Annotated in this window: 17 protein-coding genes; 5 read left to right on the top strand and 12 right to left on the bottom strand. The window is 71.4% G+C overall.

Features of this window, described 5'->3' with window-relative positions:
- The first annotated feature begins 60 nt into the window (after positions 1 to 60).
- From OO62_RS19345 to OO62_RS19335, 3 genes are all read left to right on the top strand, one after another.
- Complete coding sequence (locus OO62_RS19345; protein ID WP_033268721.1) at positions 61 to 681, top strand: bifunctional 4-hydroxy-2-oxoglutarate aldolase/2-dehydro-3-deoxy-phosphogluconate aldolase; 621 nt, start codon at positions 61 to 63, stop codon at positions 679 to 681.
- 140 nt (positions 682 to 821) lie between these two features.
- A complete protein-coding gene (locus OO62_RS19340; protein WP_228332433.1) occupies positions 822 to 1,817 on the top strand; it encodes a sugar kinase in 996 nt (331 codons plus the stop codon).
- 25 nt (positions 1,818 to 1,842) lie between these two features.
- Complete coding sequence (locus OO62_RS19335) at positions 1,843 to 2,058, top strand: FmdB family zinc ribbon protein (protein WP_033268720.1); 216 nt, start codon at positions 1,843 to 1,845, stop codon at positions 2,056 to 2,058.
- 67 nt (positions 2,059 to 2,125) lie between these two features.
- Here the strand turns inward: OO62_RS19335 and OO62_RS19330 are convergent, their stop codons facing one another.
- From OO62_RS19330 to OO62_RS19315, 4 genes are all read right to left on the bottom strand, one after another.
- Positions 2,126 to 2,785 (bottom strand): O-methyltransferase, encoded by a 660-nt coding sequence (locus OO62_RS19330; protein WP_033268719.1) that lies wholly within the window; start codon positions 2,783 to 2,785, stop codon positions 2,126 to 2,128.
- 104 nt (positions 2,786 to 2,889) lie between these two features.
- On the bottom strand, positions 2,890 to 3,774 hold the full coding sequence (locus OO62_RS19325; RefSeq protein WP_051733422.1) for an HAD family hydrolase: 885 nt from the start codon (positions 3,772 to 3,774) through the stop codon (positions 2,890 to 2,892).
- Entirely contained in the window at positions 3,771 to 6,296 is a 2,526-nt protein-coding gene (locus OO62_RS19320) for a phosphoribosyltransferase (RefSeq protein ID WP_033268718.1), read from the bottom strand. The genes OO62_RS19325 and OO62_RS19320 overlap by 4 nt, the downstream gene beginning before the upstream one ends.
- 15 nt (positions 6,297 to 6,311) lie before the next feature.
- On the bottom strand, positions 6,312 to 7,484 hold the full coding sequence (locus OO62_RS19315; protein ID WP_033268717.1) for an HpcH/HpaI aldolase/citrate lyase family protein: 1,173 nt from the start codon (positions 7,482 to 7,484) through the stop codon (positions 6,312 to 6,314).
- Positions 7,485 to 7,700: 216 nt separating this feature from the next.
- Here OO62_RS19315 and OO62_RS19310 point away from each other — a divergent pair, with 216 nt between their 5' ends.
- Positions 7,701 to 8,837 carry a TerD family protein gene (locus OO62_RS19310; protein WP_033268716.1) on the top strand — a complete coding sequence of 379 codons (1,137 nt, stop codon included), beginning with the start codon at positions 7,701 to 7,703 and terminating at the stop codon, positions 8,835 to 8,837.
- 45 nt (positions 8,838 to 8,882) lie between these two features.
- Here the strand turns inward: OO62_RS19310 and OO62_RS19305 are convergent, their stop codons facing one another.
- From OO62_RS19305 to OO62_RS19280, 6 genes are all read right to left on the bottom strand, one after another.
- The gene (locus tag OO62_RS19305) at positions 8,883 to 9,626 is read right to left on the bottom strand and encodes a TerD family protein (RefSeq protein ID WP_033268761.1); all 744 of its coding nucleotides are present in this window, start codon (positions 9,624 to 9,626) and stop codon (positions 8,883 to 8,885) included.
- A 98-nt stretch (positions 9,627 to 9,724) separates the two neighbouring features.
- The gene (locus OO62_RS19300; RefSeq protein WP_033268715.1) at positions 9,725 to 10,870 is read right to left on the bottom strand and encodes a DUF475 domain-containing protein; all 1,146 of its coding nucleotides are present in this window, start codon (positions 10,868 to 10,870) and stop codon (positions 9,725 to 9,727) included.
- A gap of 52 nt (positions 10,871 to 10,922) precedes the next feature.
- Positions 10,923 to 11,498, bottom strand: a complete 576-nt coding sequence (locus tag OO62_RS19295) for a TerD family protein (RefSeq protein ID WP_033268714.1) — start codon at positions 11,496 to 11,498, stop codon at positions 10,923 to 10,925.
- Between the two features lie 179 nt (positions 11,499 to 11,677).
- The gene (locus tag OO62_RS19290; protein WP_033268713.1) at positions 11,678 to 12,253 is read right to left on the bottom strand and encodes a TerD family protein; all 576 of its coding nucleotides are present in this window, start codon (positions 12,251 to 12,253) and stop codon (positions 11,678 to 11,680) included.
- Between the two features lie 174 nt (positions 12,254 to 12,427).
- Entirely contained in the window at positions 12,428 to 12,886 is a 459-nt protein-coding gene (locus OO62_RS19285; protein ID WP_033268712.1) for a peroxiredoxin, read from the bottom strand.
- A 147-nt stretch (positions 12,887 to 13,033) separates the two neighbouring features.
- Positions 13,034 to 13,465 carry a DUF3052 domain-containing protein gene (locus OO62_RS19280; protein WP_033268711.1) on the bottom strand — a complete coding sequence of 144 codons (432 nt, stop codon included), beginning with the start codon at positions 13,463 to 13,465 and terminating at the stop codon, positions 13,034 to 13,036.
- A gap of 518 nt (positions 13,466 to 13,983) precedes the next feature.
- Between OO62_RS19280 and aceE the strand changes: the two genes are divergently transcribed.
- On the top strand, positions 13,984 to 16,716 hold the full coding sequence (gene aceE / locus OO62_RS19275; protein WP_033268710.1) for a pyruvate dehydrogenase (acetyl-transferring), homodimeric type: 2,733 nt from the start codon (positions 13,984 to 13,986) through the stop codon (positions 16,714 to 16,716).
- 71 nt (positions 16,717 to 16,787) lie between these two features.
- On the opposite strand, the gene OO62_RS19270 is transcribed toward aceE, so the two are convergent.
- Together OO62_RS19270 and OO62_RS19265 are read right to left on the bottom strand one after the other, a co-directional pair.
- Positions 16,788 to 17,198 carry a peptidase inhibitor family I36 protein gene (locus tag OO62_RS19270; RefSeq protein ID WP_033268709.1) on the bottom strand — a complete coding sequence of 137 codons (411 nt, stop codon included), beginning with the start codon at positions 17,196 to 17,198 and terminating at the stop codon, positions 16,788 to 16,790.
- 507 nt (positions 17,199 to 17,705) lie between these two features.
- Positions 17,706 to 19,307: an MFS transporter gene (locus tag OO62_RS19265; protein WP_033268708.1), complete on the bottom strand. Its 1,602-nt coding sequence runs from the start codon at positions 19,305 to 19,307 to the stop codon at positions 17,706 to 17,708.
- Positions 19,308 to 19,315: the final 8 nt, after the last annotated feature.

The following is a 19,315-nucleotide window of genomic DNA, read 5'->3' as shown; positions in this document are numbered from 1 at the left end:
GACCCCGCCGCGCCGTACGTACTACGTGTGCGGCAGGGAGCCAAGAAAGTAGGAAACGCCATGGACTTCAGCGAGGCACTCCGGACAGAGCGGCTGGTCGCCATCATCCGGGGCAGGGACGCCGAAGCGTCCTTCCGTACGGTCATGGCACTTGCGGAGGCAGGGCTTCCGCTGATCGAGGTCTCCCTCAGCGGGAAGGACGCGCTGAAGGTGATCCGGCGGGCGCGGGCCGAGCTCGGCGACGCGGCCTGGCTCGGCGCGGGCACCGTCCTGACCGGCGACGACGCCCGGCGCGCCGCCGAGGCCGGGGCGAATCTGATCGTCACGCCCGGGCTGGGGGCGGGGCTGGAGGAGTCCGTACGGCAAGGGCTGCCGACGCTCGCCGGGGTGATGACGCCGTCCGAGGTGATCGCGGCCGAGGCGCTGGGGGTGTCGGCGCTGAAGCTGTTCCCGGCGTCGGCCGGCGGGCCCGGGTATCTGGAGGCGCTCCGCGGCCCCTTCCCGGAGCTGCCGTTCGTACCGGTGGGCGGGGTGGACGCGGGCCTCGCCCAGGCGTACTTCGAGGCCGGGGCGGTGGCCGTGGGCGTGGGCTCGCCGCTGGTCGGGGACGCGGCGGACGGTGGCGACCTGGACGGGCTGCGCAAGCGGGCGGCGGAATTCCGGGCGGTGTGCGCACGATGACGGGGCACGCGGCCGACGGGGAACGAGCCGGGGGCGGCCGGGCGCCCCGCGCGGGGAACGGGCACGAGGACGGCGGGGCACCCCACCCAGGGGCCGGGCCCGCCGGCCCGTGGCTCCCCGGGCCGGCGGCAAGCCCGGACGTGTTCACGTTCGGCGAGACCATGGTCGCCCTGCGCGGCAGCGGCCCCTTGAAGCTCGGCGGCACGATGCAGGTGTCGGTCGCCGGCGCGGAGAGCAATGTCGCGATCGGCCTGGCCCGGCTCGGGCACGCGGTCCGCTGGGCCGGGGCGGTCGGCGACGACGAGGCCGGCGCGCTGGTGCTCCGTACGCTGCGGGCCGAGGGCGTCGAGGTGTCCGGCGCCGCCCTCGACCCCGGAGCACCGACCGGGCTGCTGCTCTTCGAGCCGCGGCTGCCCGAGGTCACGCGGGTGCACTACTACCGGGCCGGTTCGGCCGGCTCACGGCTCACGGCGGACGCCGTCGAGGCGGCCCTTTCCGCCGCCCCGCCCCGCGTCCTGCACCTGACGGGCATCACCCCGGCGCTGAGCGCGACGGCCCGCTCGGCGGCCGCCCGGGCCCTCCGACTGGCGCGCCGGCAGGGTGCGTTGGTCTGCCTCGACGTGAACTTCCGCGCGCGGCTGTGGACCGCCGAGGAGGCCACCGCGGTCCTGCGCGAGTGGATCCCGTTCGTGGACGTTCTGATCGCCTCCGACGACGAGCTGCCGCTGTGCCTCCCCGAGGGCCCGTCCGCTCCGGACGGGGCCCCCGGGGCCCCCGCCACCGACCCTGCCGCCGCCCTGGGCTCCCAGGCCGAGGCGCTGCTGGACCTGGGCGTCGGAGAGGTCGTGGTCAAACTGGGCGCGGCGGGCGCGACGGTCTTCAGCCGGGCTCTCCGCGACGGCTCGCTGCACCGGCCCGCCACGCCCGTACGGGCCGTGGACGCCGTCGGCGCGGGTGACGCGTTCGTGGCCGGGTACCTCTCGGCGCTGCTGGACGGCGAGGGGCCGGCCGGGCGCCTGGCGCGGGCGGTCACCACCGGGGCGTTCGCGGTCGCCTCCCACGGTGACTGGGAGGGCGCGCCGACCCGCGCCGAGCTGGGCATGCTGGGCACACCTCCCGGGACCGTCGTGCGCTGAGCGGGGCCACGGCTAATCTGTGGCCATGCCTCGTTACGAATACCGGTGCCGCCCCTGTGGCTCCACCTTCGAGCTGAACCGGCCGATGGCCGAGTCCTCCGCCCCGGCCGTCTGCCCCGCAGGCCACGAGGACACCGTGAAGCTGCTCTCCACGGTCGCCGTCGGCGGCTCCGCGAGCGCCCCGGCCCCCGCCCCGAGCGGCGGGGGCGGCGGTTGCTGCGGAGGCGGCTGCTGCGGCTAGACCCGGCTAGAGGGACACACCCCCCTGGGGCAGACCCCCGGTGCCGGGGCGGCCGGCCGCCCCGGCGCTACCGCTTGCGCGCCAGCGTCAGACCGTCCGCCACGGTGAGCAGCACCGTCTCCATGCGCCGGTCCGCCGCGACGTGGTCGTTGAAGGCTCGGATCGCCCGGGCCGACCCGGTCGCGGCCGGGTCGGCGACCTCGCCGTGGAACAGGACGTTGTCCACGACGATCAGGCCGCCCGGCCGCATCCGCGGCACCAGTTCCTCCCAGTAGGCGATATAGCCTTCCTTGTCCGCGTCGATGTAGGCGAGATCGAGGTGCGGCTCGGCCGGCATCGCCCCCAGCGTCTCCAGCGCGGGCGCGATCCGCAGGTCGATGCGGTCCGCGACGCCGGCCCTGGCCCATGCCTCCCGCCCGTAGGCGGTCCACTCCTCGGAGATGTCGCAGGCGATCAGCGTGCCGTCGTCGGGCAGCGCCTGGGCCATGGACAGCGCCGAGTAGCCGGTGAACGTCCCCACCTCGACGATGCGCCGAGCCCCGATCAGCCGTACGAGGAAGGCGAGCAGCGGCCCCTGCTCCTCCGCCGACTGCATCCCGGCGGACTCGGGGAACTTCCGGTGGGTGAGCTCCACGAGGCTCCGCTGCTCGGGGGACAGCGGCGGGTTGTGGGCGAGGACGTAGTCGTACAGCTCCGGGGTGATCGGTGCGCTCTTGGACTCAGCCACTGGCTCTCCTTCTGATCAAGGATCGTGGTCTCTCGGCCGAGCACCGGACGGTGTCGCCGACCGCCTCGGCGAGACTAGCCGAGCCGCGGTCCCACCAGCCGTTATTACCCGCCCGCCGCCGAAGCATCCACCGCCGAACCGGCCGCCCCCGAACCGTCCGGTGCCGGCGACCGCCCGTGTCCCGGGGCCGCGGCGGCGTGGAGGAAGGCCCGGGTGATCTCCTCGCCCGCGGCGACGCCCCGCTCGTCGAGGGCCGTGACGTGCGGGGCGTGCCACCCGGTGTCCGCCAGCTCGCCGTGTCCCGGGCGCCAGCCGCGGTCCGCGGCCAGCAGCAGATCGGCGTCGAGCAGGGAGTCACCGGCAGCGAGGACGACGGACGCCCCGGTGCGGCGCGCCACCTCCGCCACGGCCGCGCTCTTGGTCAGCGGCCGCGGCACCGCGTAGATCTTCCGGCCCTGGAGGGAGACCGTCCAGCCGCGTTCCCCGGCCCAGCCGGCGAGGTCCTTCACCCAGGTGTCGGGGAGCAGCGGCCGTTCGACGACGAGATAGGCGAAGAGGTCCTCGGCGGTGCGCTCCTTGAGCAGCCACGCCGGATCGGCGGTGCGGACGAGGTGCGTACGGATCTCCTCCAGGGGTGCGCAGTGCGAGGCGAGGCGCTCGGCGACGGTGCGCTGCCATTCCCGGTCCGACTCCCCGCGGACGAGGAGCTGTCCGCCGTTGGCGCAGATCGCGAACTCCGGTGCCGGGCCGGGGAGATGGATGCGCCGGTACTGCTCGCGGGTGCGCGTGGTGGTGGGGACGAAGGTGGTGCTGCCGGCGAGTTCGGCGAGCAGCCCGGCGGCCGTCTCCGTCATGTAGGACAGCGGCTTGCGTTCGTACGTCTCGACGCAGAGCAGCCGCGGGGCCTCGGCGTCGGGCATGGCGAGTCCGAGCGCCGGGGCCGAATAGATCAGGGTGCGGTCGAGATCGCTGGCGACGACCGTGCTCATCGGGAGGCCACCGCCTTGCCGTCGGCGCCCGTCGCCCCGCGGGTGAAGCGGGGATGGATCAACCCGACGCAGGTGTACGGGAGTTCGTCGACCTCTTCGACGGGCACGCCCCGTTGTTCGGCGAGCAGGCGCACATGAGCGAGGTCGGCCCCGGCGCCCTTCCGGGCGAGGATCTTCCAGGGCACGCGGCGCAGCAGGACGCGGGTGGTCTCGCCGACGCCCGGCTTCACGAGATTCACGTCGTGGATGCCGTACTCCGCGCTGATCCGCTCGACGGCGGCCCAGCCCTCCCAGGTCGGGGCCCGGTCGGCGGCGGCGAGGTCCTTCACGTCCGCGGCGACCTCCTCGGCGACGTCGTCGAACCGCGCCGCGACCGCGTCCAGGAACGTGCCGGACACGTCGGTCGCGGACAGCTCGCGGTAGAACTTCGCGCCGTGGAAGTCGTCCGGGCCGACGAGGTCGGCGCGCAGCACTGTGCGCGATATGAGGCCGGAGACGGTGGAGTTGAGGCAGGCGGACGGGATGAGGAAGTCGTCGCGGGTGCCGTAGGTGTCGACGCAGCCGCCGGGGTCGGCGAGCACGGCGATCCGCGGGTCGAAGCCCGGGAAGTCCGCCAGCGCCCGGGCGAGTTCGCGGGTGATGGCACCCTTGCCGGTCCAGCCGTCCACGAAGACGACGTCCGCCGGGTCGTGGTGGGCGGCGAGCCAGCGCAGCGCGGTGGCGTCGATGCCGCGGCCGCGGACGATCGAGACCGCGTAGTGCGGCAGGTCCAGGCCGTGTGCGTGGTGCGCCCAGCGGCGCATCAGTACCCCTACGGGGGTGCCGGCCCGGGCCAGGGAGACCAGTACGGGGCGGGGGCTGCGTTCGGCGAGCACGGTCTCGGTGACGGTGCCGACGGCCCGCGCGATGCGGCGCGCGGAGGTCTCCAGCGCACTGTGGAACAGCGCCTGGTACTGCTCGCTCGGCTGGTACTCGACCGGCAGCGACTCGGCGTAGTGGGCACCGCCGCGCTGGATCGCCTCCTCGCGTTCCTCGGTGGGCGCTTCCAGGGTGACGTCGGACAGGTCCTGGAGCAGCCAGCCGACCTCGTCGGCGGCGTAGGAGGAGAAGGCGGGGCCGCGCAGCGGCTCGGGGAGGGGCATGGTGGTGGCCTGGGGTCGCGGGGCGTAGGAGGGAATGACGGCGAGCAGCAGCCGGTCGGTGTGGCCGGCGAGGCGGTCCAGCAGGCCGCCGGCGGCGTGCAGTTCGGGGCGGTCACCGTGCGAGTCGACGACGGCGACGATCGCGTCGAAGCGCCGTGCCGGGTCGGCGCCGGCCGCGACGTTGTAGGCGTACCGCTCCCCGGGCCCGTCGGCCGGCCGGTCGTGGGCGGGGAAGGACAGCCGGGTGCGTATCGCGTAGCCGGGGTCGTCCACGGCGAGCACCGGCGAGCGGGTGGTGGTCGAGAAGTGCACGCCCGGTCCCGCGGCCGGGGCGGACGGCGCACCGCCGCGCGACGCGCGCGCGCCGTCCGAACCGGCGGTCACCAGGGCGTCCAGGGCCTCGGCGAGCCGCAGCGGGGCGTACATCAGCTCCTCGTTGCCGAGGACGAGGACGCGCCGGGCGCCGGCCAGCCGCTCCGCGAGCCGGGCGGCCATCTGCGGCAGCGCGGACTCCAGGCGTGCGCGGTGCGCCGGGGTGAAGCCGTGCCGTCCGCCGTCCGGCAGTCCGGCGGGCCAGCCGAGTTCGACGCGTACGGCCTCCGGGCGGTCGGCGAGCGGCTGTGGGGCGGGCCCCGCCGCCGGCGCCCCGGGGGATTCGTGTGCGGCGACGAGTTCCTGGCCGCGGAGCAGGACGTCCTCGGGCAGCCGTACGCCGCCCGCGGCCAGCGCCACGAGGTCGACGCGGGCGCCCAGTTCGGCCGCGAACTCCTCCAGACGGTCGCGGTCCGCGGCGGAGCGCATGTCGACGAGGGCGACGACGACGTACCGCTCGCGCGGGAACCGCGCGTGCAGCGCCTTGATGGTGTTCAGGACGGTCCGGCCGGTGGAGAACTCGTCGTCGACGAGGACCAGCGGCCCGTCGCCGGCGAGCAGGGCGCGGTCCTCGGGGAGCAGCAGGTGCGAGGTGGCGTGGCTGTGCTCCTCCTCGAACCCGCCCACCTGCGCCACGCCGTCCACCGGGCGGCGGGTGGAGTGCAGATACGGCGCGAGTGCCAGGCCGTCGGCCACCGAGTGGCCCAGGCCGGTGGCGGTCTCGGCGTAGCCCAGGACGACGGCGCGGGCGGCGGCGTCCTCCCCGAGCAGCCGCCGCACCCGGCGCCCCAGTCCGACGCCGGCGCCGTGCACCACGTCCGGCCGCTGCGGCACGTGCTTGCCCAGCACGTTCGACACGAGCAGATGGGCCCGCTTGGGGTTGCGCCGCAGCGCGAGCCCCAGCAGGTCCGGCAGCTCGTCCCCGCCGCTCAGCGAGACCCCGAGCCGACCGGCGACCCACTCTCCCGTCCACACCACGCGTTCCGTCTCCTCCGTCGTACCGTTCATGTCGTTCGCCGCGGCTCAGGTCTGCGGCAGGCTTGCCGTCAGCAGTTCCACGAAGCCGATGCCCTCGCGCGCGACCCCGAATGCCTCGGCCCGCAGCAGGGTCCGCTCCGCCCAGGCCCGGTGCGGCTTCACCTCGTTCATCTTGTTGGTGTAGGCGGAGCGCAGGACCCCGCCGTCGCCCCGTTCCGGCCGCAGGATGTCCATGGCGTCGCTGAACTCCTCGTGGCTGACGACCGAGAGGGCGTGCACCGGCGCGACGTGCGTGGGGTGGATGCAGGTCTTGCCCTGGAGGCCGTTGGCGCGGTCCAGTTCGATCTCGCGCAGCAGACCGTCCATGTCGTGCTCGATCAGCGCGGTACGCAGTTCCTCGGCGCGTCCGAGGAACGGGGAGCGGCGCAGCTGGGGCTTGAACATCCGCTCCTGCAGCCGGAAGTACTCCCAGACCGGGCCGGTGACCGTGAAGCCGGTGCCGTCGGCCCGTCCGAGGACGTTCACCACGTCGGCGATCACGGAGGCGACGATCCGGACGTCGTAGGCCGTCATGTCGGGGGCTCTGCGCAGGCCGTAGGCGGAGCAGAAGTCCGTGACGCCGAGCCGCAGGGCGAGGACCCGGTCGCGGTACTTGTCGACGGTCCGGGCGATGCCCTGGAGGGTCTCGGCGCGGCTCTCCAGGTGGAGCAGCTGCGGTGACTCCAGCACGGGCATGGCGAACAGCCGCCGGTCGCAGGCGGACTCCGCGGCGGTCAGCGCTTCGAGGAACGGGACTCCGCGCTCTTCGGTGAATTTCGGAAGTACGAATCCGGACAGCCTGCGCACCGCCGGCCCCATCCGGCGTACCAGGTCCGGTATTTGAGCCGGGGTGCGGACGCGGATGAACAGCAGCGGCAGGTCCGCGCCGTCCCCGGCCGCCTCGTCGAGCAGGGTGAGCTGCCGGACGAGGTTCTCCTCGGCGGCCTCGACATCCCCGTCCCCTATGGAGTCCTCCAGGCACAGGACCATGGACAGCACACCGCGCGCGGCCTGTTTGGTGACGTCGGCGGCGAGCCGCGGACGGGTGGCGGGGCTGTAGAGCGTGGCGCCGAGGGCTACCGCCAGCGTGCGGGCCGGGGAGTCGGCGGTGAACTCCGCGGGCTCCTGGTGGAACAGTGCCTTCCGGATGTCGGGCGGAAGGTGCCCAAAATGACGCATACAACTCCCCGAATACATGCGGGACCCGGGCACCCCCGCTGCGTCTCGCTGTCTGGATCCAGCCGGTAATCGTACGTGTGTGGGGGTGTGGTTAGTTCCCGCGTGCGTGAAAATCACGTGACCCGGGCGCGGCGCCCAGGTGTCCGCGGGGGCGCCCGGGTGCGGCTCGCGGGCCCCGCGTTGTCGACGCGACGGCAAGGAAGGCAGGATTGCGGCATGACGCACGCGATGCTGAAAGGGTCGAACGTACCCCTCGACGCCACCGCCGTCCGGGCCGTCCTGCGCTGGACCCCCGGCGCCGGCGTCCCCGATGTCGATGCTTCGGCCCTGCTGGTGGGGCCCGAGGGCCGCGTGCGCTCCGACGAGGACTTCGTCTTCTACAACCAGCCGCGGCATCCCAGCGGACTGGTGCGGTACCTGCCCAAGACCCAGGTGGCCGACAGCCTCACCGACACCATCGAGGCGGACCTGGCCACGCTGGACCCCTCGGTGGACCGGGTCGTGCTCGCCGCGTCGTCGGACGGCGGCGCCTTCGCGGGCGTAACGGATCTGCGTGTCCTGCTGTACGACGCGGCCGAGACCGAGGGCGAGCCGCTTGCGGTCTTCGACGTAGTGCCGGAGACCGGCGACGAGACGGCCCTGATCTGCGGGGAGTTGTACCGCCGCGCCACGGGCTGGAAGTTCCGCGCCCTGGGACAGGGGTACGAGAGCGGGCTGGTCGGCCTGGCGACCGAGTTCGGGATCACGGTGGAGGAGAACGACGACGCCGCGGAGGGCACGGACGGCTCAGGCAGCAGCGCCCCGCCGGCCGCGGCGGAGCCGGCGCCGGTGCCGCCCGGCTCGGAGCCGACGGAGGCCATGCCCGCCCCCGCGCGGAACGAGCCCGCCGGCCCCTCCCCCACCGGCGCCTCCGCGCCGACGACCCCGCCTCCGAGCGCCTGGCCCGAGGAGGCTTCCGGCCCGCCCTCCGCGGGGAATCCGCAGAGCCGGCCGACGGCGGACCCCGAGGCCGTCACCCAGCACGTGCCGGACGCGATGCCGGAGCCGTTCTCGTCCGCGCCGCTGCCCCCGGCCGCCGCTGCCGCCCCGGCGCCCCCGCCCGCGAGCGGCGGCTACGGCTACCCGCAGAACGTTCCGCCGCCGCCCACGCAGCCACCGGCCCAGCCCGGCTACGGCTACCCCGGGCCGCCGCCCGCCTACCAGCCCCAGCAGGCACCGCCGACCTACGGCTACCCGCAGCAGCAGCCGCCCTACCCGGCCCCGACGTACGGCCATCCGGTGCCGCAGCAGCCGTTCGTCCCGGACCCGTCGTTCGTACTGCCGCCCCAGGGGCCGCAGTTCCAGCGCCGGTAGGGGCGGCCGCGTCCGGCGAGGGACGCACGGCGCACGGGCCGGGTCTCAGACCTTCGACTTGTAGCCCCGGCCCCACTGCAGCCCCCAGCCGTACAGCCGGTCCAACTCCGCCTGGAAGCCGTAGACGTACTTCACCTCGCGGCGCACCGTCAGCTCGCCCTTGGTGTTGTCCAGCATGAAGACGGCGCAGGACCGGGCCTGCGGCGCCCGCTCGTCCAGCTTGACCTCCACCCGCGGCCCGCTGCTCGGGTAGAGCGTCACGACGGCGTGCGTACGGTCGAAGGCCGGAGTGCCGTCGTAGATGTAGACGAAGATCAGGCACCGCTTGATCTCGTCGCGGTGGTCCAGGTTGATGTACAGCGTCTCGCCGGACCCCGAACCGAACCGGTCGTCGCCGCTGAGCTGGACGAACGGCGGCCCGTTGAGGTCCCCCAGGAAGTTGCCCAGCGGCTGCGCCACGCCCTTGGTGCCGTCCTTCAGCTCGTACAGGCAGGCCAGGTCCAGGTCGACGTTGACCACGGCCGGCCCCTGCGCCTGGACGACCTCGGGCTTGAACAGCTTGCCCGGGTGCCGCAGCAGCCCGCCCCTGCCCTGTCCGCCCCGCTCGTGGAAGTCGGAAGTCCGCATCTGCCAGTGCAGATTGACCCGCAGATGTCCGGAGGCCGCGCCCTGCTTGGTCAGCGAGATGACCGGACTGCGTTTGGTCAGCTCGACGACGTAGGACGCCCCGCCGCTGTCGAAGTCGTACTTCTGCGCGCCACCGCGCCACAGATTCCCCAGGAACGACACCTTGCCCACCCCATCGCTCGGCCCCAATCAGAGCGGGGCGGCCCGAGGTCTGGACCTCAGGGCCGCCCCGCAGAGAGCGTTCCTCAATCAGCGCCGCGTCACACTCCGGACGTGACTTCCGCCTTCGTTCCCGACGTGTCGCCCGGCTTGCCCTCACGCCGGTTCCGCACGACGGACGAGGCGAAGGACAGGCCGATGAGCACGATGCCGATCAGGCCGGTGACGACCTCGCTGACCTCGTACCTGATCGTGATCAGCAGGATGACGGCCAGCGCACCGATCGCGTAGTGCGCACCGTGCTCCAGATAGACGTAGTCGTCCAGCGTCCCCTTGCGGACCAGGAAGACGGTCAGCGAGCGGATGTACATCGCACCGATGCCCAGACCCAGCGCCATCATGAAGATGTCGTTGGTGATGGCGAACGCGCCGATGACACCGTCGAAGGAGAAGGACGCGTCGATGACCTCCAGGTAGAGGAACATGAAGAACGCGGCCTTGCCCGCCAGGCCGACCGCCGAGCCGGCGCCGGTCGCCACGGGAGCCGCCGCGCCGGCCTCGCTTTCCTCGTCGTCCTCGTCGTCCTCATCGTCCTCTTCGAGCTTGTCCTCGAAGTAGCCGGAGATCCCGCCGACGACCAGGTACGTGATCAGTCCCGCCACGCCGGCCAGCAGGACGGTGGCGGTCTTGTCACCGCCGCCGTGCGCCACGTCGGTGGCCAACGTCATCGCGCTCACCAGCAGGACGACCAGCGCGATGATCACGGACAGCATGTCGAGCTTGCCCATCTTGGCCATGGGCTTCTCGATCCACGACAGCCACTTGTAGTCGCGCTCCTCGAAGATGAAATCGAGGAAGATCATCAGCAGGAACATCCCGCCGAAGGCCGCGATGGCCGGGTGGGCGCTGGTGACCAGTTCCTGGTAATGCGCCTTGTCGTTGATGGCGAGCTTGACCGCCTCGATCGGCCCCAGTTTCGCGGTGATCGCGACGATGACGACCGGGAACACCAGCCGCATGCCGAATACCGCGATGAGAATGCCGACGGTGAGGAAGATCTTCTGCCAGAAGGCGTTCATCTTGCGCAGGATGCCCGCGTTGATGACCGCGTTGTCGAACGAGAGCGAGATCTCCAGGATGGACAGGATCCCGACGATCGCGAGCCCCTGCCACCCCCAGAGCACGCCGGCGACGACGAGGCCGACCACCGTGATGGCGAACGACCAGCCAAAGGTTTTCAGGAGCACTGCCTACCCAATCCCTCGCTGTGTGGGTCCCCCGCGCGCAGCGCGCGGCGCTTTACGAAACGTTGACCCCGAAGTCTAGAGCGATGCCCCGCAGACCCGACGCGTACCCCTGTCCTACTGCCCGGAACTTCCATTCGCCGTTGTGGCGGTAGACCTCGCCGAAGATCATTGCGGTTTCGCCGGCCGCGTCCTCACTGAGGTCGTACCGGGCGAGCTCGCCGCCGTCGGCCTGATTGACGATGCGGATGAAGGCATTGCTGACCTGGCCGAAGCTCTGGCCGCGCGCCTCGGCCTCGTGGATCGAGACCGGAAAGACGATCTTGTCGACCTGCTCGGGCACCTGCGAGAGGTCCAACAGGAGCGACTCGTCGTCGCCCTCCCCCTCGCCCGTGAGGTTGTCCCCGGTGTGCTCGACGGAGCCCTCGGGGCTCTTGAGGTTGTTGTAGAAGACGAAGTACTCGTCCCCCAGCACCCGGCCCGACCGGCACAGCAGCGCGCTGGCGTCGAGGTCGAAGGGCGCTCCGGTCGTGGATCGCGCGTCCCAGCCGAGGCCGACCATGATCTGGGTGAGATTCGGAGCGGCCTTGGACAGGGAGACATTGCCCCCCTTGGCGAGTGTGACGGTCATCGTTCGCTTCCTCCCCGGTGTCGGTACGGGCCGCGCCCGGCGCGGCCCGTCTCCCTTCAAGCACCTCCGGCGCCGCACTCCCCTCGGGGGGTACGGCGCCGGACGCGGTTACTGCTCGGCGCGGGTACGCCGCCGCGGCGGCGTACCCGGAGGCCGGCGATCGGACGGGATCCGGTCGCTCAGACGTTGACGCCGAAGTCCTGCGCGATGCCGCGCAGACCCGAGGCGTAGCCCTGGCCGATGGCCCGGAACTTCCACTCGGCACCGTTGCGGTACAGCTCACCGAAGACCATGGCGGTCTCGGTCGAGGCGTCCTCGCTCAGGTCGTAGCGCGCCAGCTCGTTGTTGTCGGCCTGGTTGACGACGCGGATGAAGGCGTTGCGGACCTGGCCGAAGCTCTGCTGGCGGGTCTCGGCGTCGTAGATCGACACCGGGAAGACGATCTTGGCGACATCGGCCGGCACGGCGGCCAGGTTCACCTTGATCTGCTCGTCGTCACCCTCGCCCTCGCCGGTGATGTTGTCGCCGGTGTGCTCGACCGAACCGTCCGGGCTCTTCAGGTTGTTGAAGAACACGAAGTTCTGGTCGTTGGCCACCTTGCCCTGGTCGTTCGTCAGCAGGGCGCTGGCGTCCAGGTCGAAGTCCGTACCGGTGGTCGTGCGCGCGTCCCAGCCCAGACCGACGACGACGGCGGTCAGATTGGGGGCTTCCTTCGTCAGCGAGACGTTGCCGCCCTTGCTGAGGCTGACTCCCACGAGTCCTCCCATAGATTCGAGGGGTACGTATACATGTGCGCCCCCATCGTGCATGGCATCGGATCAACGAATTGATCCTAGTGACCGGTTCCCACCGATTGCAGAAATCGCACCTGGATCGCTGCGGATGTCGGCCATGCGGACGCCGGGGGCGCACGGAGCGGCGGGGCCGGCTCAGAGGGTGTCGAGGGCCTTCACGTACTCGTTCAGGTCACGGGCGTCGGGCAGGCCGTTGACGACGGTCCAGCGCACCACGCCCTCCTTGTCGATGATGAACGTGCCGCGCACCGCGCAGCCCTTCTCCTCGTCGAAGACGCCGTACGCCCGGGAAGCCTCGCCGTGCGGCCAGAAGTCGGACAGCAGCGGGTACTCCAGGCCCTCCTGCTCGGCGAAGACGCGCAGCGAGAAGGGGGAGTCGTTGGAGACGGCCAGCAGCTGGACGTCGTCGTTGACGAACTTCGGCAGCTCGTCGCGGAGCGCGCACAGCTCGCCGGTGCACACGCCGGTGAAGGCGAAGGGGTAGAAGAGGAGGACGACGGCCTTCTCACCGCGGAAGTCGGAGAGCTTGACCAGCTCGCCGTGCTGGTTCTTCAGCTCGAAATCCGGAGCCTTCGTGCCGACCTCGATCGCCATGGGGTGCTTCCCTTCCACTCACGCTCAACAGAACGCGTCCAACCCTACGCGCAGGGCTGGACGGCGGGGGAACCCGTACGGAACGGGGCCGAGCCCCCTCCGGAACAGGCGGAGAGGGCTCGGTGGCGCTTGCCGAGGGGGTACGGCTCAGCGCTTGCCGGACTTGGGCGTCACCAGGCGGCTGCCGGCCCAGTCCTTGCCCGCGTTGATGCTCTTGGTCTGGGACAGACCCGCGGTCTGCGCGGCCTCATTGATGTCGCTCGGTTCGACGTAGCCATCCCGGCCGGTCTTCGGCGTCAGCAGCAAGATGTGCCCGCCCTCGTCGACCAGCCCGATGGCGTCCACCAGCGCGTCCGTGAGATCGCCGTCCTCGTCGCGGAACCACAGCAGCACGACGTCACAGACGTCGTCGTAGTCCTCGTCAACGAGATCCTGGCCGGTCACGGTCTCAATGCCTTCGCGAAGATCCTGATCGACGTCATCGTCGTAACCGATCTCCTGGACCACCTGTCCGGGCTCGAACCCAAGCCTGGCGGCAGGGTTGGTCCGCTCCTCCGCGTGGTCCGCGGTCGCGCTCACGGATTGCCTCCTGTCATGTTTCGGGAAATGCTCGGGGACCCCGCGCGTGCGCGGAGCATTGGGCGTAGTCCACACGGGCCGGGCGGATCGCGCAAGTACCCGGAGGTCCAGACCGCCGAAACGGTGACGTTTGGAGGCGTCTCGCCGCAACAGCGACGCCGACAGGACAGGCTGAAGTGATTCACACCACAGCATTCTGGGGGGTTTATCGGGTAGTCGCGCGTGACTGGTCCCTTCGGGGGGTGGACGGACCGCTTCCGGTTCCCCTTTCGATGGTCGCACGGCCGTACGCGAAGCACTTTCGACATGGGCGTATGGTTGCGATTTGGCCGACCTGAGAAATCGGCCTTTTCAGCGCCATCTCTCAGCGGATGGTTACCCATCGGTAGAGGTGACGTAGCCCTGTGGCTCGGTACACGATGGAAGACGGCGCGACACCAAGGCAGAGACCGTATTCGTCCCGTGCACAGCAGCAATAGCGTGCCGAGCACGTCACGACCCGAACACGAAGGAACAGCGTGGCTTCCGGATCCGATCGAAACCCGATCATCATTGGCGGCCTTCCCAGCCAGGTCCCGGACTTCGATCCCGAAGAGACCCAGGAATGGCTCGACTCGCTCGACGCGGCTGTTGACGAGCGAGGCCGGGAACGTGCCCGCTATCTCATGCTGCGGCTGATCGAGCGCGCCCGGGAGAGGCGTGTGGCCGTGCCCGAGATGCGCAGCACGGACTACGTCAACACCATCGCGACCAAGGACGAGCCGTTCTTCCCCGGCAACGAGGAGATCGAGCGCAAGGTCCTCAACGCGACCCGGTGGAACGCCGCCGTCATGGTGTCCCGCGCCCAGCGTCCGGGCATCGGTGTCGGCGGCCACATCGCCACCTTCGCCTCCTCGGCCTCCCTCTACGACGTGGGCTTCAACCACTTCTTCCGGGGCAAGGACGAGGGCGACGGCGGCGACCAGATCTTCTTCCAGGGCCACGCGTCGCCCGGTGTCTACGCCCGCGCGTTCCTCCTCGACCGACTGAGTGAGCCGCAGCTCGACGCCTTCCGCCAGGAGAAGTCCAAGGCCCCCAACGGCCTGTCCAGCTACCCGCACCCGCGGCTGATGCCGGACTTCTGGGAGTTCCCGACCGTCTCGATGGGCCTCGGTCCGCTCGGCGCGATCTACCAGGCCCGGATGAACCGCTACATGGAGGCGCGCGGCATCGCCGACACCTCCAAGTCGCACGTGTGGGCCTACCTCGGCGACGGCGAGATGGACGAGCCGGAGTCGCTCGGCCAGCTGTCCATCGCCGCCCGTGAGGGCCTGGACAACCTGACCTTCGTCGTCAACTGCAACCTGCAGCGCCTGGACGGCCCGGTCCGCGGCAACGGCAAGATCATGCAGGAGCTGGAGTCGCAGTTCCGCGGCGCCGGCTGGAACGTCATCAAGCTCGTGTGGGACCGCAGCTGGGACCCGCTGCTCGCGCAGGACCGCGACGGCATCCTGGTCAACAAGCTGAACACCACCCCCGACGGCCAGTTCCAGACGTACGCCACCGAGACCGGCGCGTACATCCGTGAGCACTTCTTCGGTGACGACCACCGCCTGCGGGCGATGGTCGAGAACATGACCGACGACCAGATCCTGCACCTGGGCCGCGGCGGTCACGACCACAAGAAGATCTACGCGGCGTACGCGGCGGCCAAGGCCCACAAGGGCCAGCCGACGGTGATCCTCGCGCAGACCGTCAAGGGCTGGACGCTCGGTCCGAACTTCGAGGGCCGCAACGCGACCCACCAGATGAAGAAGCTGACCGTCCAGGACCTCAAGGGCTTCCGTGACCGGCTGCACCTGCCGATCCCGGACAAGGAGCTGGAGGACGGCCTGCCGCCGTACTACCACCCGGGCCGCGACTCCGAAGAGATCCAGTACATGCACGACCGGCGCAAGTCGCTGGGCGGCTATGTGCCCACCCGCGTCGTGCGCGCCAAGCCGCTGGCACTGCCGGACGACAAGGCGTACGCGGGTGCCAAGAAGGGCTCGGGCCAGCAGAAGATCGCCACGACCATGGCGTTCGTCCGGGTGCTGAAGGACCTCATGCGGGACAAGGAGATCGGCAAGCGCTTCGTGCCGATCGCCCCCGACGAGTACCGCACCTTCGGCATGGACGCGTTCTTCCCGTCGGCCAAGATCTACAACCCGCTGGGCCAGCAGTACGAGTCCGTCGACCGCGAGCTGCTCCTGGCCTACAAGGAGTCGCCGACCGGCCAGATGCTGCACGACGGCATCACCGAGGCCGGCTGCACCGCCTCGCTGATCGCGGCGGGCTCCGCCTACGCCACGCACGGCGAGCCGCTGATCCCGGTCTACGTCTTCTACTCGATGTTCGGGTTCCAGCGCACCGGTGACCAGTTCTGGCAGATGGCCGACCAGCTCGCGCGAGGCTTCGTGCTCGGCGCCACCGCCGGCCGTACGACGCTGACCGGTGAGGGCCTCCAGCACGCCGACGGCCACTCCCAGCTGCTGGCCTCGACCAACCCGGCCTGTGTCGCCTACGACCCGGCCTACGGCTACGAGATCGCGCACATCGTCAAGGACGGTCTGCGCCGGATGTACGGCGAGAACGCCGAGGACATCTTCTACTACCTCACGGTCTACAACGAGCCGATCCTGCACCCCGCGGAGCCGGCCGACGTCGACGTCGAGGGCATCCTCAAGGGTCTGCACCGCGTCGCGCCCGGCGAGAAGGGCGAGCACGCCGCCCAGATCCTCGCCTCGGGTGTCGCCGTGCCGTGGGCCGTCGAGGCCCAGCAGATCCTCGCGGACGAGTGGAACGTCAAGGCGGACGTCTGGTCGGCGACCTCCTGGAACGAGCTGCGCCGGGAGGCGGTGGACGCCGAGGAGCACAACCTCCTGCACCCGGAGGAGGAGCAGCGCGTCCCGTACGTGACGCAGAAGCTCCAGGGCGCCCAGGGCCCGACGGTCGCGGTCTCGGACTGGATGCGTGCCGTTCCGGACCAGATCGCGCGCTGGGTGCCGGGCACCTACCAGTCGCTGGGTGCCGATGGCTTCGGCTTCGCGGACACCCGCGGCGCGGCCCGTCGCTTCTTCCACATCGACGCGCAGTCCATCGTCCTGAGCGTGCTCACCGAGCTCGCCAAGGAGGGCAAGGTCGACCGGTCCCTGCTGAAGCAGGCGATCGACCGCTACCAGCTCCTGGACGTCTCGGCCGCCGACGCGGGTGAGGCCGGCGGCGACGCCTGACGCACCACCGCGACACACGCGACCGAAGCCCCCGGCAGCCCCCCGCTGCCGGGGGCTTCGGCCGTCCCGGCTCACCGCTCCCACACCTTGAACGCCCGTACCTGGTACGGGGACCGGGGCACCCAGCTGCCGCCGCCCGGGTAGGTGTCGAACTCGGCGGTCTCGGCGCACTCCGCGCTCTGGTAGGTGGTGACCGGCCGCCCGGTGCGGTTGGCGAGCGCGGCGGCGGTGGTCCCCTTGGGCAGCGGGACGCAGCTCTCGATGTCGATGTCGGGCAGCTCGTAGGTCACCCGCTTCCCGCCGAAGTCCGCCTTCGGCCAGAGACACAGCTGGCCCGCCGCGCAGGGGCCCGGGGTGGCGGAGCGGCCGGCGGCGTGCGCGGCCGGGGTGCCGAGGGCGGGCGGAACGGCCAGGGCGGCGGTCAGGGCGGCCAGGCCGGTCAGGGCGGCGGTGGTGCGGGACGTACGCAGACGCAGACGCATGGGAATCTCCCCCGTGGAGTACGGATCGGGCCGGCCGCGGCGGGCGAGGCGCCCGCCGCGGGTTCGTCATCGAGCTTCGCGAGGGCGGGACGCGGTTGCCAAGGCCGGGCCGGCGCTGCCACCCGGATCAGGTATGTGGACAACCGGTGGCGCGCCCGGCGGGGGCGCGGGGTGCGGTGTTGACGCGGGGCGGGGGCACGGTGACGGCTGCGGAAACCGTTCCTCCCGGGAACCGCGGGGGTGGGCCCGCCGGGCGCGGTGGTGCGGTGGCCGTGGTCGTGGCGGAGGTTCCCGGTGCCGGCTCATCCGGATGAGGGATTCACCGCGTCGCCGGGGGCCAACTGCCGCACGGCGTACGGCGGGTGGGGAGGAAAGCGGCCCCGGGCGGCGGGTTGACGGCCGCACACGACAGCGCGCGGCCGGCCGGGGAACGCATGTCCTCGGGCCGGCCGCGCGCCGGGTGCTGCGGAAGGGGCGCCGGTGGCGCCGGAGTGGTCCGGACGGCGGTCAGATGTGACCGACGCCGGCCCCCGCCTCGGCGTTCGCGCCGCGCTTGGTGAAGACCGCGACGACGGCCGCGACGATCGCCACGCCGCAGGCGACCGTGAAGGCCAGACCCATGCCGGACACGAAGGTGTCGTGGGCCACGGCGGTGATCTTCTGGGCGAACTCCGGCGGGGTGCCCTTCGGTACGGGGGCGATACCGGCCGAGACCGCGTCGGACACCTGGGACGCCTGCGCGGGCGGGAGCGGCGGGAGCCCGGCCGTCTTCCAGTTGGTGGGGAGTTCGTTGTCGACGCGGGAGGCCATCACCGCGCCGAGCACGGCCGTACCGAGGCTGCCGCCGACCTGCATCGCGGCCTGCTGGAGGCCGCCGGCGACGCCGGAGAGCTCCAGCGGGGCGTTGCCGACGATGACCTCGGTGGCGCCGACCATCACGGGGGCCAGGCCCAGGCCGAGCAGGGCGAACCACAGGGACATCGGGCCGGTGCTGCTGTTCGTGTCCAGGCCGGACATGCCGTACATCGCGACGGCGGTCAGGCCCATGCCGCCGACCAGCGGGATGCGCGGGCCGAGCTTGGTGATCAGCGCCCCGGCGAGCGGGGAGCCGACGATCATCATGCCGGTGAGCGGGAGGAGGTGCAGGCCGCTGTCGACGGGGGTCATGCCGTGCACGTTCTGGAGGTAGAACGTCACGAAGAACAGGCCGCCCATGAAGGCGAAAGCCATCAGGACCATCAGGACCGTGCCGGCGGTCAGCGGCAGGGAACGGAACATCCGCAGCGGGATGAGCGGTTCACGGACCTTGGACTCCAGGACGGCGAACAGGACGAAGAGGACCACGGCGCCGATCAGGAAGCCCCAGGTCTTCATGTCGCCCCAGCCCCACTCCGACGCCTTGATCAGCGGCCAGATGAGGCAGAACATCGCGCCGGAGAGCAGCACGATGCCGGGGACGTCGAACGAGCGCGGGGCGTTCTCCGCGCGGTGGTCCTTGAGGATCACCAGCCCCAGGACCAGGGCCAGCACGCCGACCGGGACGTTGATGAAGAACACGGACTGCCAGCTGACGTGCTCCACCAGCAGTCCGCCGACTATCGGGCCGCCGGCGGTCGAGGCGCCGATGACCATGCCCCAGATGCCGATCGCCATGTTGAGCTTCTCGGCGGGGAAGGTGGCGCGCAGCAGTCCCAGCGCGGCGGGCATCAGCAGCGCGCCGAACAGCCCCTGCAGCACGCGGAAGCCGACGACCAGCGCGACCTCGTTCGAGAAGCCGATGGCACCGGAGGCGGCGGCGAAGCCGAGGATGCCGATGAGGAAGGTCTGGCGGTGGCCGAAGCGGTCACCGAGCTTGCCGGCCGTGATCAGCGAGACGGCCAGGGCGAGCATGTACCCGTTGGTGATCCACTGCACGTCGGCGAGCGAGGCGCCGAGGTCCTGCTTGATGGCCGGGTTGGCGATGGCGACGATGGTGCCGTCCAGGGCGACCATCATGACGCCGATGGCGACGGAGAAGAGGGTCAGCCACGGATGGCCTCGCAGCCCCTTGCGGGGCTCCGGTACGGAGAGGTCCGGCGCGGCGTCGGCGACCGGGGTCTGAGAACTCATACCCCGAC

The organism is Streptomyces lydicus, assembly GCF_000717345.1.
Taxonomy (GTDB): domain Bacteria; phylum Actinomycetota; class Actinomycetes; order Streptomycetales; family Streptomycetaceae; genus Streptomyces; species Streptomyces lydicus.
Note: the sequence above shows the minus strand (reverse complement) of the source record. Positions and strands in the feature narration are given on the sequence as shown.

Excerpts from the sequence above, each read along its gene's own strand:
- OO62_RS19310 (WP_033268716.1), top strand. The coding sequence starts at position 7,701 with ATGACGCACGCGATGCTGAAAGGGTCGAACGTACCCCTCGACGCCACC.
- OO62_RS19335 (WP_033268720.1), top strand. The coding sequence starts at position 1,843 with ATGCCTCGTTACGAATACCGGTGCCGCCCCTGTGGCTCCACCTTCGAG.
- OO62_RS19295 (WP_033268714.1), bottom strand. The coding sequence starts at position 11,498 with ATGACCGTCACACTCGCCAAGGGGGGCAATGTCTCCCTGTCCAAGGCC.
- OO62_RS19265 (WP_033268708.1), bottom strand. The coding sequence starts at position 19,307 with ATGAGTTCTCAGACCCCGGTCGCCGACGCCGCGCCGGACCTCTCCGTA.
- OO62_RS19285 (WP_033268712.1), bottom strand. The coding sequence starts at position 12,886 with ATGGCGATCGAGGTCGGCACGAAGGCTCCGGATTTCGAGCTGAAGAAC.
- OO62_RS19325 (WP_051733422.1), bottom strand. The coding sequence starts at position 3,774 with ATGAGCACGGTCGTCGCCAGCGATCTCGACCGCACCCTGATCTATTCG.
- OO62_RS19315 (WP_033268717.1), bottom strand. The coding sequence starts at position 7,484 with ATGCGTCATTTTGGGCACCTTCCGCCCGACATCCGGAAGGCACTGTTC.
- OO62_RS19270 (WP_033268709.1), bottom strand. The coding sequence starts at position 17,198 with ATGCGTCTGCGTCTGCGTACGTCCCGCACCACCGCCGCCCTGACCGGC.
- OO62_RS19345 (WP_033268721.1), top strand. The coding sequence starts at position 61 with ATGGACTTCAGCGAGGCACTCCGGACAGAGCGGCTGGTCGCCATCATC.
- OO62_RS19320 (WP_033268718.1), bottom strand. The coding sequence starts at position 6,296 with ATGAACGGTACGACGGAGGAGACGGAACGCGTGGTGTGGACGGGAGAG.